This window comes from Spirosoma aerophilum, from assembly GCF_054782495.1.
This window is the reverse complement of the sequence record NZ_BAAGSJ010000012.1, coordinates 50,202-65,001: the sequence shown is the minus strand read 5'-3', so window position 1 is coordinate 65,001 and position 14,800 is coordinate 50,202. Positions and strand designations below refer to the sequence as shown.

The window sequence follows — 14,800 nt, the reverse complement described above, 5'->3', positions numbered from 1 at the left end:
CTTTTTGTCATTATGAAAAAAATCCTCAACTATATAGTTCTTTCTGCGGTATTCATCGGGATATTAAGCTTGTATGCCTGCTCCGATTTTCTGGAAGAAACCAACAAAAATACGGTTACAGCGAATGTTTTTTACAAAACCACAGAAGGCATTGAGAGCCTGGTTAATTCCTGCTATGCGCCCACGCGTATCTGGTACGGTAAAACCGTTGGGTACCTGTTGACCGAAGCAGGTACCGACGAAATGCTTTTCGGCAACACGGCAAACGGAGCGTACCCCTACTATGATTATAATTCCAACCTTCAGGCAACGGAAGGCGGGTTGCTGTTTGTCTGGAAAAGTTTTTATCGGGGTATTAATGCGTGTAACACAGCGATTGCCCGAATTAAGGAATCGCCGCTGCCTGCAAACCTGAAAGCCGCTCGGGAAGGGGAAGTTCGTTTTCTTCGGGCTTTTTATTACTACCATCTGGTCGAAACTTTTGGCGCAATTCCATTGCGTACCCAAGAAACGACAGAACCGGAAATAACCTCCTTGAGAGCACCAGTCGATGATATTTACAAACTCATATTCAGTGATCTGGAAACTGCGCTGACAAGTATGAAGGGTGTTGTGACGACGCAGGGCGGACGCGTAACTGAACCCGCCGTGGCTGCTTTTCTGGCCCGCCTATACTTGACCCGCGACAAAAACACCGAAGCATTGGCGATGGCCGACCGGGTTATTAAAAACTATGATTTCAAACTGTCGGATAATTATAAGTCACTTTGGGATATTGCTAACAGCAGTGGTAGTGCCAACAAAGAAGTCATCTGGTTTGTCAACTACTCCGAAAATAACACCCTCAACGACTACGGTCGCTACGATGATTTAGGCTACTATTGGCTCTGGGAAGGCGGACATCACGGGCATTTGATGTTTATTCCGTATTTCAATGGCTTGAAAGGCTGGCAATATGATCTGGAATCGGGCCGATCGCTGATGCAATACATGCCGTCAAAGTATCTGTTAGACCTATATGACGAAACAAAAGATGCGCGCTGGGCGGGGTCGTTCCGGACGGTCTGGTGGGCAAACGACGCGACAACGCTAACCGGTGGTATGAAGCTGGGCGATACCATTGCCGTTGTCTCGAAGCGGGCCGTTTCTGAGACATTCCGCAAATCGAAACCCTATGCCATCTATGATGTCAATGATGTTTATCAGGCCAACGGTGTGCCCACAATTCCCCGGTGGCGCTATGCTGGACTCCAGAAATTCATGGACCCCACGCGCGCATCCAAAGATGTAGTGAATAGCAAACGGGATGCGTTCGTTTTTCGACTTTCCGAAATGTACATGATTGCGGCAGAAGCCAGTATGAAACTGGGCAACACAGGTGGGGCGGCCGATTACGTCAACGTGGTTCGGAAGCGGGCCGCACTGCCGGGGAAAAGCGAGCTGATGACCGTGAATGCCGCCGACATGACGCTTGATTTCATGCTGGACGAACGGGCTCGGGAATTTGTTGGTGAACAACTTCGCTGGTTTGATCTAAAACGAACCGGAAAATTAATCGAGCGCCTGACGAAGTATAATCTGGACGCGGCCGCCAATGTAAGGCCCTATCATTTGATGCGACCAATTCCCCGTGTTGAAATCGACGTGCTACAGAACAAAACCGAATTTGTCCAGAATCCAGGATATAACTAAGAAGGGGTGTCAACATAGTTAGCTTAGATTAACTAGTAAAAAGAAAGCCCTCCTGGAAGTCAGGAGGGCTTTCTTTTTACTAGTTAATCTGATTCAGTAGAGAAATATTAGCTCCGTAATGGTCTGATATAGAGATATTTAACTTTATCTAATAAGTTTTCGACCATGAGCGGGGAACCGATGTACAGTGGTGTTCGCTGGTGCAGGCTGGTAGGTTCGACATCTAAAATACACTGATGTCCCGTTGAGGCTAAACAGCCCGCTCTTTCTGCCAGAAACGCCAACGGATACGCTTCATAGAGCAATCGAAGTTTACCGTTGGGATTTATTTTCGTCGGGGGATACAGATAAATACCGCCTTTGAGCAGATTCCGGTGAAAATCGCCTACGAGCGACCCAATATACCGGGCCGTGTATTGTGCCTTCCGGCAGGAAGTCAGGTAGTTCCGGATACCTGCCTCATAGCTGTCGGCATGTCCATCATTGCAGGAATAAATCTGCCCGTTGGCCGGGCTTTGAATATCCGGGTGTGACAAAATAAACTCGCCCAGCGAGGCATCATACGTGAAGCCATTGGCGCTGTGCCCGGTCGTGTAAACCAGAATGGTCGATGAGCCATACAAAATATAGCCAGCGGCCACCTGCTTGCGGCCACCCTGCAGAAAATCGGCCAGGGTAGGCTCGGTGCCAATCGGGGTGACGCGTCGGTAAATGGAAAAGATCGTGCCAATTGATACGTTGACATCGATATTGGACGAGCCATCCAACGGGTCAATCGCCACGACGTATTTCCCCTGATTATTACCTGTAAAGACAATGTCTTCGTCCTCTTCGGAAATGATAGCGCAAGCTTCACCGCCATTTTTCAGGGCGCGGCAAAAGCGAATATTGGCAATCATATCCAGCTTTTGCTGGCTCTCGCCCTGTACATTCTGGATCCCCAGGCCGCCAGTCAGATCGATCAGCCCCGCCCGATTTACCTCACGATGAATGATTTTCCCGGCCAGCGCAATGTCCCGTAGTAACTGCGATAGATCACCCGTGGCGTATGGAAATGCCGTTTGCCGGTTCATAATGTACCGATCGAGGGTTACCCCGACGGGTAAGGCCAGGGGGTGCGAAACCGTAGTTTCCATTTGTTGAACGTTCATGAGTAGTGGAGATGAATTGATTGATCGAAAAGAAGTGTGGATAGAAGAGGTTTGTGTACTTGTCACGGTTTCTATTAAACCGGCATTTCTATTGGCTTACCCTGGAAACCGAAATACGTTTTCGCATTCCCGTAACAGATATTTTTAACGATGTGGCCCATCCAGTCGATGTCGTCAGGGAGTTCGCCGTTTTCGATATCGTTGCCAAATAGGTTGCATAGAATTCGACGGAAATACTCATGGCGCGGATAGCTCAGAAACGATCGCGAATCGGTCAGCATACCCACAAATCGACTCAGCAAACCCATATTGGAAAGGGCATTTAATTGTCGTTCCATGCCTTCTTTCTGGTCTAAAAACCACCAGCCTGAGCCAAATTGTACTTTACCCGCCACCGAACCATCGTTGAAATTGCCGATCATGGTCGCCATCAATTCATTATCGCCCGGGTTGAGATTGTATAAAATAGTCTTCGCCAGCTTATTGGTCGTGTCGAGCCGGTCGAGGAAGCGGGAGAGTGTACGTGCCTGCGAAAAGTCACCAATGCTGTCCCATCCTGTATCGGGACCGAGTTTTCGCAGCAGGCGGGAATTGTTGTTTCGCAGTGCGCCGAGGTGGAACTGCTGCGTCCAGCCCTTTTCCCAATCCATTTCGGCCAGGTATACCAACATCGCCGACTTGAAAATCCTGACTTCCGATTCGGTCAACGACTGACTGGCCAATGGGTGGGCCGACCGTAGCTTGTTAAAAATGGACCGTACCTCGGCTTCGCTGTAGTCATCGGCGTAAATCTGCTCCAGGCCGTGGTCGGAAAGTTTGCAGCCCATAGAGGCAAAAAAATCGTGGCGCTGACTGAGCGCGTCCAGAAAGTTATCGAAGGTTCGGATCTCGATCTGGCTGGCTGCTTCCAGCCGGGTAACGTACTGATTGAAGGCAACCGGGTCTTCTACGGCCATTGCTTTATCGGGCCGAAAGGTAGGCAGTACATTAATCTCAAAACCTGAATCGGCAATTTGCTGGTGATGCTCCAGTAAATCAACCGGATCATCGGTGGTGCAGACGGTTTCCACATTCGCCTGGCGAAGCAGATTCCGGACTGAATACGCCGGCGACTGTAATTTCTCCCTACAAGCGTCATAAATACGCCGGGCACTTTCCCCACTCAACGTTTCGGTAATGCCAAAATAGCGCTGCAGCTCCAGATGGGTCCAGTGATAAAGTGGATTTCGAACCGTATACGGCACCGTATTCGCCCATTTCTGGAACTTGGCATAATCGCTTTGATTGCCCGTGCAATAGCTTTCGTCAACGCCGTTGGTACGCATGGCCCGCCATTTATAATGATCACCATAGAGCCAGATTTGGGTCAGGTTTTCAAAGGTTCGATCCTGGGCAATCTGGTCGGGGGGTAGATGGCAGTGATAATCAATGATCGGCATCGGCTTGGCGAACTCGTGATAAAGTTGCCGGGCGGTGTCGGTCTGCAATAAAAAATCGTCGTTTAGAAAGGGCTTTTTCATGATGCAAAGAGTGAATGAGCGAATGAGTGAAAGGCGAAAACGGATGCGCCTTTCACTCTTTGAGTTATAGTGAAACGCCCCGTTTCCAGGGGATAAAATCGTCTTGCCCATGCCGCACGGCGGCTACTTCGATTTCGCCACTCGCCACAAGGATGATCTGTTCGAGCAGTCGTTCACCCGCCTGTTGAATGGTCTCTTCGCCGTCGATCACAGTGCCCGTATTTACATCAATAATATCGGGCATTCGGTTGGCCAGGGCCGTGTTGCTGGCAATTTTAATGACGGGAGCAATGGGGTTTCCCGTGGGCGTACCGAGGCCCGTTGTGAATAGAACCACCGTAGTGCCTGAAGCCACCTCTGCCGTTGTCGATTCAACGTCGTTGCCGGGCGTACAAAGCAGATTCAGGCCGGGCTTAGTGACTAGTTCCGGGTAATCAAGAACGGCCACCACGGGTGAAGTACCTCCTTTCTTCGCGGCACCAGCCGACTTCATGGCGTCGGTTATGAGCCCGTCACGGATATTGCCCGGTGAGGGATTCATGTCGAAACCTGATCCGGCTTCTTTGGCGCGCTGAGCATACGTATTCATCAACTCCCGGAACCGGCCCGCCGTTGCTGCATCGACACTGCGGTCGCAAAGCTCCTGCTCCACCCCGCATAGTTCGGGGAACTCGGCCAGAATTACCGTGCCGCCCAAAGCAACCAGCAAATCTGACGCATGGCCCAGGGCGGGGTTCGCGGAAATACCCGAAAATCCATCGGAACCGCCACATTCAAGCCCGATGGTCAGTTTACTCAGCGGAGCAGGCTGCCGCACACAGGCGTTGGCCTGCATCAGACCTGCGAACGTTTGGCGCAAAGCCTGACCAATCAACGACTCTTCGGTGCCGATGGTCTGTTGCTCCAGCACAAATAACGGCTTATCGAACTGAGGATTTCGCTTGCTGATTTCATCTTGCAACATGCCCACCTGCGCGTTCTGGCAACCCAGACTCAGCACCGTAGCACCCGCTACGTTCGGGTGAGTAATATAGCCAGCCAACAGTCCGCAGAGCGCTTGGGCATCCTGCCGGGTACCGCCACACCCGCCTTCGTGCGATAGAAACTTCACGCCATCAACGTTCGGGAATAAACGTGACGGTTTACGGGTAAGGCTACCGGACAATGGTTCTGTTTGGTTCAGATCGGCCTGCAACACGTCTTCAACGGTGCGGCCAGCCTGCACCAGTGCCATCAATTCCTGCGTCTGGTACTGATAGGAATGGCGTCGGCCATAACCCAGGTCGTTGATTAGGGCTTCTTCCAGGACCTGAATGTTCCGATTTTCGCAGAAAACGAGCGGCACCACAAGCCAGTAATTGGCCGTTCCGACACGCCCATCCGACCGGTGGTAACCCATGAACGACTGCTGCTGCCAGTGATCAACTACAGGCGGGGTCCATTGGTAAGTTGAACTATGCACGTCGTAGCTATTCGTTGCGTGTAAAACGTTAAATGTAGTTAGTCGCCCACCCGCCGGTATGGTCTGCTTCGATCGGCCAACCAGCACCCCATACATCGTAATGGCATCGCCGGGCGCTAGATCATGAATAGCCAGTTTGTGTTTTGCGGGAACGGCTTCCGTCACAATTAGTGTGGAATCGCCCCAGTAGACCCGATCGCCCGGTTCTAAATCGGCGAGTGCGACCAGCACAGAATCATCGGGGTGTATTTTTAAGACGGTCTGTTTCATTTTATTACGGGTTCATAATGGTCAAACTGGGCGCTGACCGGGACTGGCACACCCTGTTCGAGCAGTTGGGTCAGATAGCTGGCAACGGCATTGCAAAAGCCGGGTAACTGGCTTAAATCGTGCCTCCAGAGCGCGGTATTCTGACGGACAGCCTGTAACTTACCCGGAAAGGAGTGGGGCGGGGTTTGCCCAACGTCGTCCTGCACCGGTTGAATCCCGACTTCGGTTGTGTTGGAAATCACAATTTGAAGGTCGGGACTGGTGGCAACGGTTAGTACCTCATCCCAATTATCCTTAGCCGATAAAACACGGCTGATGGACGAACAGACTACGTTCTGTTCATCCAGTTGTCCATTTTCTACACCCCGAATGCAGAGTGAATATAGATTATACTGTCGGCTAAACGCATTCATATCATCGCCATCCGTTGATTTTACGACGACAATCCGACCGTTGAAAATATCCTGTCGGTTCGCTTTGGCAATCAGATAATCAGGGAGCCCCCGTAGTAAAACACCCGTTCCAAACTGGAGCACCCGCTCTGGCAAATGGCGTAGCGGCAAGGCTGGCATACTGATCGTTGTTGGGGGCTGGATTAGCGGTAAGGATTGACTTGATAAAGCATTCATTCGCTATCGTTTCGTTAATTAGGCAAGCAGCACAGAGCGGTCAACGTTGTCGGATTTACAGAATGAACGATAACGAAATTGTCTTTTTCGCGGGGAGAACGTACGATCGCTCTTACTTCCGTAGGTCAATTTCCTGGTTAAGTTTAGGGCGTTCAGGACTAATAGCGAAGCTTTTGCCATTATTTATTCGTGCAAACGTTATCGGGAACGTTGCCATTGGTTAATGTTGCGCCCTTAATTTGTAGAATAAGTAATTAATTGGCCGTTTAACCTTATAAGCAGAACATCTGGTTCATTTGGTTTCTTATTTGCATTTTACCAGGATACAGTTTTGGAAGCCATTACGATAAAAGATATTGCTCGTGCATTAAATCTCTCGACTTCGACCGTGTCCCGTGCCTTGCGGGATAGCTATGAAATCAGTACAGATACGAAACGCCTAGTGATCGAGTATGCCGAGCGGTTCAACTACCGGCCCAATCCAATTGCCCTTAGTCTGAAGGAAAACCGTAGCCGGGTTATCGGCGTTGTTGTTCCCCAGATTGCTAATAATTTTTTCTCTCAGGTTATCAACGGTATTGAGGACATTGCCCATAGCCGGGGCTATTATGTAATTATTTTTCAAAGCCACGAGTCTTACGAGCGGGAACTGGTGACGGTGCAGCAGGTAGTCGACCGAAAAGCAGACGGTTTACTTATTTCGCTCTCTAGTAGTACTTCTGACGTGTCGCACCTGCGGCTCTTACAGGAGAAAAAACTACCTATTGTCCTGTTCGATCGTGTCGCTTCTGAACTTAATATCCCTTGCGTAACTGCCGATAATTTTGGGGGTGCTTTTGCCGCCACGGAGCATTTGATCCAGACGGGGCGACATCGTATTGCCCATGTCACAATACCACCTTATATCTCTATAACCCAAGAGCGTCTGGCTGGTTACCGGGCTGCCCTAGAAAAATATGGGTTGCCTTATGACGAACGTTTAGTTCGATATGCCAGCTTTGGCCAGTATGATCTAGAGCCCGTCATCGACGATCTGCTGAATCAGTCTCCCGACGCTTTTTTTGCAGCCAGTGACAGGCTGGCCATAGGTTGTCTGTCTGCTCTCAAAAAACGGCATATTGCCATTCCTGAGGCTGTGTCACTTATTGGTTTTACCAATACGCCCTTAGCCGATTTACTTGCTCCGCCCATGAGTACGGTCGAGCAACCCGCGCTGGAAATTGGACAGAAAGCTGCCGGACAATTGATTGACCTGATTGAAGGCAAATCGAAAAAACTTAACACCGAAACGGTTAGAATTCCTACCCGGATGATTATACGAGCCTCCTCATTGTAATATATGCCCAATGCTTCTTTAGGAGATTTAGAGGTATTGTCTCCAAGTTTAATGGAGTAACTTCAATTCTTGTGTTGTTCGAAAATATTCGGAGGTTTACTTGAACGATGACTGGATAGGAGGGAGGTGGCCGAAAACAGGCCTTTTCGCGTTCAATAAATCCGTTCAGTTTAGTAGTTCACTCTTTCGACTAGTGTCACGCTTTTTCTGAACGATTTTTATCGTACTAGATACCCTACTAGTAGTCTACCCTCCATTCTAAGTTAGTAATTTCTATTGCTTGGTTTTACTCCTCATCCGCAGGGTAGTCTAATCGTTGCCGAGCTTGCTCAATAGCTAAGTGTAGTTTTTGCTCCAGTACGGTGGTTGGCAACTGATGGGTTAGATATTCAGCGACTCGTATGTCGCCTTTGTCCAATTGCATCAGTTCGATGTGCTCCCGTGTTTTCTCGGCGCACAAAATTAGGCCAATCGGCGAAGCTTCGCCTTCCAGCATTTCATACTGTTTCAACCAGCCCAGATAGAGTTCCATTTGGCCTTTATAGGATGCCTTGAACCTACCTAATTTTAGGTCGATGGCTACAAGCCGTCGTAATCGACGATGATAAAATAATAAATCAATTCGGTGATCTTCCCCGTCGATGACAACGCGCTTCTGCCTGGCCATAAAGGCAAAGTCACTTCCCAGCTCAATGATAAATTTCTGAAGTTCTGACAGGATTGCATCTTCCAGCTCCAGTTCAGAGTAATTACTCTCTAATCCTAAAAAGTCAAGTACATAGGGGTCTCGAAAAACTAAGTCAGGTGAGAGTTGATCATCATCCCGCAGCTGGGATAACTCTTGTCGGATTGTCTCTTCGGGTAGCCGTGAAATCGCCGTACGTTCGTACAGCATACCATCAATCTTCTTCTGGAGAGTACGGACGCTCCAGCGCTCCAACCGCGCCATCTGCATATAAAAGTCCCGTTTCAACTCATCCTTAATGGTAACAAACGTGACGAAATGCGACCAAGTGAATTGTTCAGACACTGTCTGAATAATTTGGGGATCGGCATATAATCGAGCTAGCTCGACGGCATTGGTCAAATTGGCAATACTAAAGCCCCGGCCAAATTCGGCAATCAACTGCTCACTGAGTCGACGAATCGTCTTCTTACCATATTCCGCTCGGCCTTGATTTAGAATTTCTTCATTGATTCGTTTCCCAATACCCCAATACAGCCGGGTGATTTCTGCATTAATAATGGAGGCTATTTGTTGGCGCGACTGAGAAATTAGACTACGTAAATCATTGAGGAGCGGATCCGTATTAGGTATTATTGGATTCATAAAATGAATAATGACAATTTTTGTCATTAGCAAAAGTACAGAATCACAATAGGTATGATTACTTCTTACTCATTTTAAAATAGTGCAATTACAACCTCAAATTGAGGATAGAGAAAAAGTAATGCTTCCACTCATATTCTAGCAAAAGGCCGAAAATTGCTTTAAGCTATTAAACTATTTTTCCTATAGGTAAAATATTCTTTTGTTTTTGACATGTTTTCTAAAATTTCCTTTCAAGTTGGGAACTTATGCGATTTGCGGATTGGTTGACATTTCAGAGATTATTCTTGATCTACTAGGCCAACAAAAACACGATTACTACTATATAACACATATTTACGTGGACAAACAAGATTCAATTTATGATGCAGGCGTTCGCTGAGCGGTTTATTTTTGCTCGACAGAGAAAAGGCTTATCCTTACAAGATATAGCTGATCGGATAGGCAACATAAGTAAACAGGCTCTTCATAAATATGAGCAGGGAAAAGCTCGCCCTGATGGAGAAGGGCTTATACAACTGTGTAAAGTGCTAGGGGTCGACCCAGACTATTTTCTTCGACCTGTGGCCATTTCGTTGCAACAAATCGACTTTCGTAAACGGGTAAAGTTGACCAAAACTAATGAAGGTATGATTGTAGCAGAAGCTACGGATTACTTTGAAAGGTTTGTTGAATTAGAGAAGCTAACAGGAGAACGTAATCGGTTTATTAGCCCCGTTGGTATAATCGAAGTGAGTACAAGAACTGATGTAGAAGAGGCAGCTAAAAAATTACGTCAAGCATTAAAGCTCGGAATGGATCCTATACCCAATGTGATTGGCTTATTGGATGACATGGGCATCAAGTGTTTTCAATTTGTCGCATCGGAAGAGTTTGATGGGTTGACCGCAATAATAGACAATGAGTCTAATGAGGGTAAACATATAGGTATCGTCGTAAATACATTCTTTGATGTAGTTAGGCAGCGTTTCACCGCCAGCCACGAGTTAGCTCATCAGATTTTAAGATTCTCTCCGACAATTAGTAGCCGCGATGTAGAAATGTTGTGTCACTATTTCGCGGGTGCATTGCTCTTACCAGGAGAACGAATGATTCAAATTTTATCACCTAGACGTAAGCAACTATCTATTTATGAGTTAGTTGATATAAAAATTCGTTTCGGAGTCTCAATGCAGGCGATTTTGCGAAGAGCCAAAGAACTAGACATAATCAGTAACAGTACGTACACCGGATTATCTATCTACTTCACTAAAAAAGGGTGGCGTAAAGACGAACCTGGAAAATACAATGGTGAGGAGCGAGCTGGTCGCTTTCAACGATTGCTACATAAGGCAGTCACTGAAGGCCTGATTACTCTTGATAAAGCAGTAACATTAAGTGGGATGTCATTCTCAGATTTTCGTGAATCATTTGTAAAAATGTAAAACAAAAATTTAACAACTAGTATGGCGTATTGCGCCGTAACCCAATTCGAATGAGTGAAAAAGCACAATTAGAGCGGTGCGTTGCGGATACGTCAATACTGCTTGATCTGGAACAAACGCAATTGCTCCCAGCTTTGCTGATCAGCAAAGTAAGTCTGATCACTACACCGGAAGTAATCAGGAAATTAGGTCAAAATGACCGTAAGGAGATAGAGCAACACTGTCAAAATGGTCAAATGACGATTGAGATGGCAACAGCTGACGATATGAATCAAGTGATTAATGAGGTTGGCCCGATCAATCGAATGTCAACTACCGATCGTGCGTTGTGTCGAATTGCTAAACGACTAAATGCAAATCTATTATCCGGATGTGACTATTTAAGACGTGACGCGGAACAGCGTGGTATACGTGCAAAATCGCTTATCTGGGTACTAGATCGGCTCGTTAGAAGCGGATTATTGAAACCAGCGACTGCAGTAAAAAAATTGGTTGAAGTGCAGAGTCGATCGCCTTGGATGAATAAACAGCTAACACACCAGCAAATACAGTACTGGGAGAAGATGAGTAAATTATCGGAAAAAAATTACATACCTATGACGACAAATCTACATTCAGCTTGAAAGTGAGCCAAAAATCAATATCCTGAAAAGAATGTGTTAAGCAAATTGGACTAGGCGAAGGATAGCTGCTTTGCTTTTTGTAGCCTATAAAATGGAGAATCTATGTAGCAAAAGGACCTCGAAGCTGAACCGTTGGTAGCGATTCGCCCCGAGGTACCGAGAAAACTAAAAATAAAGCCCCGCTGCGCAAACAGTCGGAGGGAATCAACAGGCTTCGTGGGCACTGTAGTTGCATTTCCGATTGGTAAACTGAGTGCAAAACAAAAAGGTTTGCCTTGAATTCGCAAGCCTATGGCTCAGTATTGTCTCATCCGATTCAATCCCTCTGCATTTTACGCCTGTGGAACTATCGTAGTTTAACAGCCCTTTTGCAGCTCGTCCAATATTGAACGTTGCTTACTCTGGTTTTAAAGAGTCTCCTGAAAACAGCCAAGTGTTACCCCAAACTGATAGTTGAGTAGTAAGCTATGCAGTTGTTTCAGATGTAGTAACTCAAAATAGTTCAGGCCGCTGCCCTATCTATTCTCTCCGAATTTTTTCGGAGAGAATAGATAGGGCAGGCGGTGGAATTTTTCAATCCCATAAAATCACAACATAATTACTAAAGATGGCCAGACAACATGTTGACCACTGCGATATAGTGTCTTGTCCTGATATAGGTTGTCAATTTTCATCAAAAATTGACAACTATGGAAGACCACATTCGCGACCTACTATGTCGCTTTCAGCACAGCGAACAACTCCGGGAGACGGCCCTGTTTCGCATCCTCTTTGGCAGTGAAGAAGTTAGCCGGGTGGTGGAAGATTTAGGCATTCACAGTGGCTATACGATTCGTAGTTGGGTGCAACTCTACCGTCAGAAGATGAAGACGGGCCTGTTAACTTTACCCGCCATGAAGCAAGCACAAAAACGCGACATGGAAGAAAAGATTGTAAGGAACGTAATTTAGCTTTTATATAACCGATTTCAATACTGAACTATTTGCTGGATATGGGCACATTGGTTGTCTATGATGTGGGTAAGGTACATGGTCTTCTTTATAATCTTTGAATCGTCACCCCCTTGAATTTTTCAATGGTCACAGTAGAAGCCCTTTAAGAGTAGGTCATATAGGAATCGCCCTGATGGAGCTTTGAGGGTAGGTCTATCGGCCTATCTGACAAAAGATCGATCACACTAGACCAGTAGTTTCCCAGCCTATTTCCTCATTATCTTGTTTTCAATTGCGGAAATAAATTCTTTTCGGTAAGTTTCACCAATTGGAATTTCCTGAAGCTTTCCCTGCCTTCGAATACTAATCGTTTCTTTATTGATCACCTCTGCTTTGCTGATGGGAATAATGTACGATTTATGAACGCGCATGAATTGATTTTTAGGAAGGCGAGCTTCTATGTCACCAATCGATAGTCCGCTGTAATAACGGTTCGTTTCGGTATAAAACCAGATACCATTACGCTCGCTCTCAACCCAACATAGATCATCAAAATCTACCCGCTGTAAATTCCCATTCACCCGCACAAACGTGTATGTGTCAGTTGGTGTAGTATCTCTCAGAGCAAGAATGCTCAGCACTTGTTTAGCCCGTTGAACGGACTTGGTGAATCGTTCAAACCGAAAAGGTTTTTCAAGGAAATCGATTGCATTATATTCATAGCTAGGCGACGCATATTTGGGGTGTCCTGTCGTAAATATGTAATTCTGAGAATCACCTAGAATACGAATTAAATCCAAGCCATCGAGAGAATAATTAGGCATTTCCATATCCAGAAAAATAAGGTCCACTTTTTCATGCTCCAGAAATAGAAGGGCGTCGTTTGGGTTGGTGAAAGTAGCCTTTAGATTTAATGTAGGTACTTGCTCAATATATTTGCGTAGCAGATTCACACATATTTCCTCATCATCGAGGATTAAGCAGGTCATAGCCATTAGCAGTAAATAATTAGGTTACACGAAAATGTATCCTCTGTTTGGTTGATGTCAAATGTGTAGTTTTCATAAGCGCGCTCCAGCCGTTGGCGGGTATTGGTCAGCCCGATATGATTGCTCTCGAAACGCTTTTTTTTATTTTTCAGATTAGTAGTATAAAACTCAATTCTATCCTTCTTGGCCTTTTTATCAATCGAAAAGGGGTATTTCGAATCAGTCATATTCCCATGTTTAAAAGCGTTTTCCAACAAGCCAATGTAGAGAAAGGGCAGAATAGTCTTTCCATCAATATCGCCTGTAACGTTGAAGTTAATGTACAGCGGATATCGCAGCTGGTGCAGACTAATGAACTGCTCCATGTAATTGATTTCTTCTGATAACTTGACCGTATTAAAATCTTCCCGCATACTGTAACGCATGATTTCGGAAAGTTTCATGATCGACTCGGCCAATTCGGGATCAACATCCTGAGACCGGATATAAAAGTAATTTAAGGTGTTATATAGGAAGTGCGGATTAACCTGGGCTTTCAGCGCCTTTAATTCCGTACTTAGTGTTTCCTGCTGTTGAATTAAACGTCGTTCTTCCGCCACTTTGGTAGCTTCGATAGCATCCTTGATATCATCGGTGACTTCGGGAATAATCGTAAAGAGATCTCGGGCTATACCTGCAAAATAATAGGCTGTTGCAGAAGCGACCACGATAAAAATAGACCACGTGTTAAAATAACGCGACGCCTGTGGCGGATTCAGACGATTAGCTTTCAGCACCGTCTGCCGGTTTACTGCCCAAGCTTCTTGCTTTGACAAGGCTTTCTCATACAGGCTCGACTCACTTGGAGTTAGATAGTTATAGCGATAAGAATAGCCCAGTTGGCCAAATGTTAAATAGATCAGAATCACGATGACAACGGTCGACCAGATCCACATAACTGTCCGGCCCAGTATCATGGCTGCCAAAACGATTAAGGAGTGAGCCAGGGCGAAATCGGTCAATAGCGAATCATTGGATGGATTGCCAACACCTGTCATGTTGGCTATACTCATGATCATTACCGATACAACACTCAGCCAGCGTAAAGCCTTCTCCGTGCGAGAGCCACGTTTGAGCCTGGATATGTCTAATGATCTTCCGAAAATAGATAGCTGGTTTCCTTTTAGGGTGACAAACGCATAAACCCCCGAAATCAGGTTCGCAAACCAAACGAATCCATAAATGAACCAAAGACGGTTGTCTGGAACGTAAGAACCAGTAGCTAGCTTTTCGCTGATTAAAAAAGTGGGCGTTAATGTCAGGTAAGTGATATTGATCACATACAGCAATCTACGCTGTACATTAGAAAAAGGTCGGGTTAATTGTTCTTTAGACCGTTCCAGTAATTGTTTTAACTGCGTCTCAGATTGATTCATTGGAGAGCGGCTTATGGTTCTCAAAGT

12 protein-coding genes are annotated in these 14,800 nt (G+C 46.3%); 5 read left to right on the top strand and 7 right to left on the bottom strand.

Annotation, left to right across the window (positions count from 1 at the left end; all coding sequences use genetic code 11):
- Nucleotides 1-12: 12 nt before the first annotated feature.
- Nucleotides 13-1,692 (top strand): RagB/SusD family nutrient uptake outer membrane protein, encoded by a 1,680-nt coding sequence (locus tag ACYVK4_RS11200; RefSeq protein ID WP_461127595.1) that lies wholly within the window; start codon nucleotides 13-15, stop codon nucleotides 1,690-1,692.
- A 107-nt stretch (nucleotides 1,693-1,799) separates the two neighbouring features.
- Here ACYVK4_RS11200 and fbp read toward each other — a convergent pair whose 3' ends face one another.
- The 4 genes from fbp to ACYVK4_RS11180 all read right to left on the bottom strand — a co-directional run bounded on the left by fbp (nucleotide 1,800) and on the right by ACYVK4_RS11180 (nucleotide 6,724).
- Nucleotides 1,800-2,828, bottom strand: coding sequence for a class 1 fructose-bisphosphatase (fbp, locus tag ACYVK4_RS11195; protein WP_461127667.1), 1,029 nt, complete (start codon nucleotides 2,826-2,828; stop codon nucleotides 1,800-1,802).
- 89 nt (nucleotides 2,829-2,917) lie between these two features.
- Nucleotides 2,918-4,363, bottom strand: a complete 1,446-nt coding sequence (gene uxaC / locus ACYVK4_RS11190) for a glucuronate isomerase (RefSeq protein WP_461127594.1) — start codon at nucleotides 4,361-4,363, stop codon at nucleotides 2,918-2,920.
- A gap of 64 nt (nucleotides 4,364-4,427) precedes the next feature.
- A complete protein-coding gene (locus tag ACYVK4_RS11185; protein ID WP_461127593.1) occupies nucleotides 4,428-6,095 on the bottom strand; it encodes a UxaA family hydrolase in 1,668 nt (555 codons plus the stop codon).
- On the bottom strand, nucleotides 6,092-6,724 hold the full coding sequence (locus tag ACYVK4_RS11180) for a hypothetical protein (RefSeq protein ID WP_461127592.1): 633 nt from the start codon (nucleotides 6,722-6,724) through the stop codon (nucleotides 6,092-6,094). The genes ACYVK4_RS11185 and ACYVK4_RS11180 overlap by 4 nt, the downstream gene beginning before the upstream one ends.
- A gap of 331 nt (nucleotides 6,725-7,055) precedes the next feature.
- On the opposite strand from ACYVK4_RS11180, the gene ACYVK4_RS11175 reads away from it, so the two are divergent.
- Nucleotides 7,056-8,060, top strand: coding sequence for a LacI family DNA-binding transcriptional regulator (locus ACYVK4_RS11175; protein WP_461127591.1), 1,005 nt, complete (start codon nucleotides 7,056-7,058; stop codon nucleotides 8,058-8,060).
- A gap of 286 nt (nucleotides 8,061-8,346) precedes the next feature.
- Here ACYVK4_RS11175 and ACYVK4_RS11170 read toward each other — a convergent pair whose 3' ends face one another.
- Nucleotides 8,347-9,417, bottom strand: coding sequence for a PDDEXK nuclease domain-containing protein (locus ACYVK4_RS11170; RefSeq protein ID WP_461127590.1), 1,071 nt, complete (start codon nucleotides 9,415-9,417; stop codon nucleotides 8,347-8,349).
- A gap of 335 nt (nucleotides 9,418-9,752) precedes the next feature.
- Here ACYVK4_RS11170 and ACYVK4_RS11165 point away from each other — a divergent pair, with 335 nt between their 5' ends.
- The 3 genes from ACYVK4_RS11165 (at nucleotide 9,753) to ACYVK4_RS11155 (ending at nucleotide 12,387) form a co-directional block, all read left to right on the top strand.
- A complete protein-coding gene (locus ACYVK4_RS11165; RefSeq protein WP_461127589.1) occupies nucleotides 9,753-10,814 on the top strand; it encodes a helix-turn-helix domain-containing protein in 1,062 nt (353 codons plus the stop codon).
- 50 nt (nucleotides 10,815-10,864) lie between these two features.
- Entirely contained in the window at nucleotides 10,865-11,437 is a 573-nt protein-coding gene (locus tag ACYVK4_RS11160) for a hypothetical protein (protein WP_461127588.1), read from the top strand.
- A 689-nt stretch (nucleotides 11,438-12,126) separates the two neighbouring features.
- Nucleotides 12,127-12,387 (top strand): hypothetical protein, encoded by a 261-nt coding sequence (locus ACYVK4_RS11155; protein ID WP_461127587.1) that lies wholly within the window; start codon nucleotides 12,127-12,129, stop codon nucleotides 12,385-12,387.
- Nucleotides 12,388-12,635: 248 nt separating this feature from the next.
- On the opposite strand, the gene ACYVK4_RS11150 is transcribed toward ACYVK4_RS11155, so the two are convergent.
- A complete protein-coding gene (locus ACYVK4_RS11150) occupies nucleotides 12,636-13,364 on the bottom strand; it encodes a LytR/AlgR family response regulator transcription factor (protein ID WP_461127586.1) in 729 nt (242 codons plus the stop codon).
- Nucleotides 13,364-14,773, bottom strand: a complete 1,410-nt coding sequence (locus tag ACYVK4_RS11145) for a sensor histidine kinase (protein ID WP_461127585.1) — start codon at nucleotides 14,771-14,773, stop codon at nucleotides 13,364-13,366. The genes ACYVK4_RS11150 and ACYVK4_RS11145 overlap by 1 nt, the downstream gene beginning before the upstream one ends.
- Nucleotides 14,774-14,800 lie beyond the last annotated feature (27 nt).

Coding starts and splice junctions, on each gene's coding strand:
- ACYVK4_RS11200 (WP_461127595.1), top strand. CDS start 13: ATGAAAAAAATCCTCAACTATATAGTTCTTTCTGCGGTATTCATCGGG.
- fbp (WP_461127667.1), bottom strand. CDS start 2,828: ATGGAAACTACGGTTTCGCACCCCCTGGCCTTACCCGTCGGGGTAACC.
- uxaC (WP_461127594.1), bottom strand. CDS start 4,363: ATGAAAAAGCCCTTTCTAAACGACGATTTTTTATTGCAGACCGACACC.
- ACYVK4_RS11185 (WP_461127593.1), bottom strand. CDS start 6,095: ATGAAACAGACCGTCTTAAAAATACACCCCGATGATTCTGTGCTGGTC.
- ACYVK4_RS11180 (WP_461127592.1), bottom strand. CDS start 6,724: ATGAATGCTTTATCAAGTCAATCCTTACCGCTAATCCAGCCCCCAACA.
- ACYVK4_RS11170 (WP_461127590.1), bottom strand. CDS start 9,417: ATGACAAAAATTGTCATTATTCATTTTATGAATCCAATAATACCTAAT.
- ACYVK4_RS11165 (WP_461127589.1), top strand. CDS start 9,753: ATGATGCAGGCGTTCGCTGAGCGGTTTATTTTTGCTCGACAGAGAAAA.
- ACYVK4_RS11160 (WP_461127588.1), top strand. CDS start 10,865: ATGAGTGAAAAAGCACAATTAGAGCGGTGCGTTGCGGATACGTCAATA.
- ACYVK4_RS11155 (WP_461127587.1), top strand. CDS start 12,127: ATGGAAGACCACATTCGCGACCTACTATGTCGCTTTCAGCACAGCGAA.
- ACYVK4_RS11150 (WP_461127586.1), bottom strand. CDS start 13,364: ATGGCTATGACCTGCTTAATCCTCGATGATGAGGAAATATGTGTGAAT.
- ACYVK4_RS11145 (WP_461127585.1), bottom strand. CDS start 14,773: ATGAATCAATCTGAGACGCAGTTAAAACAATTACTGGAACGGTCTAAA.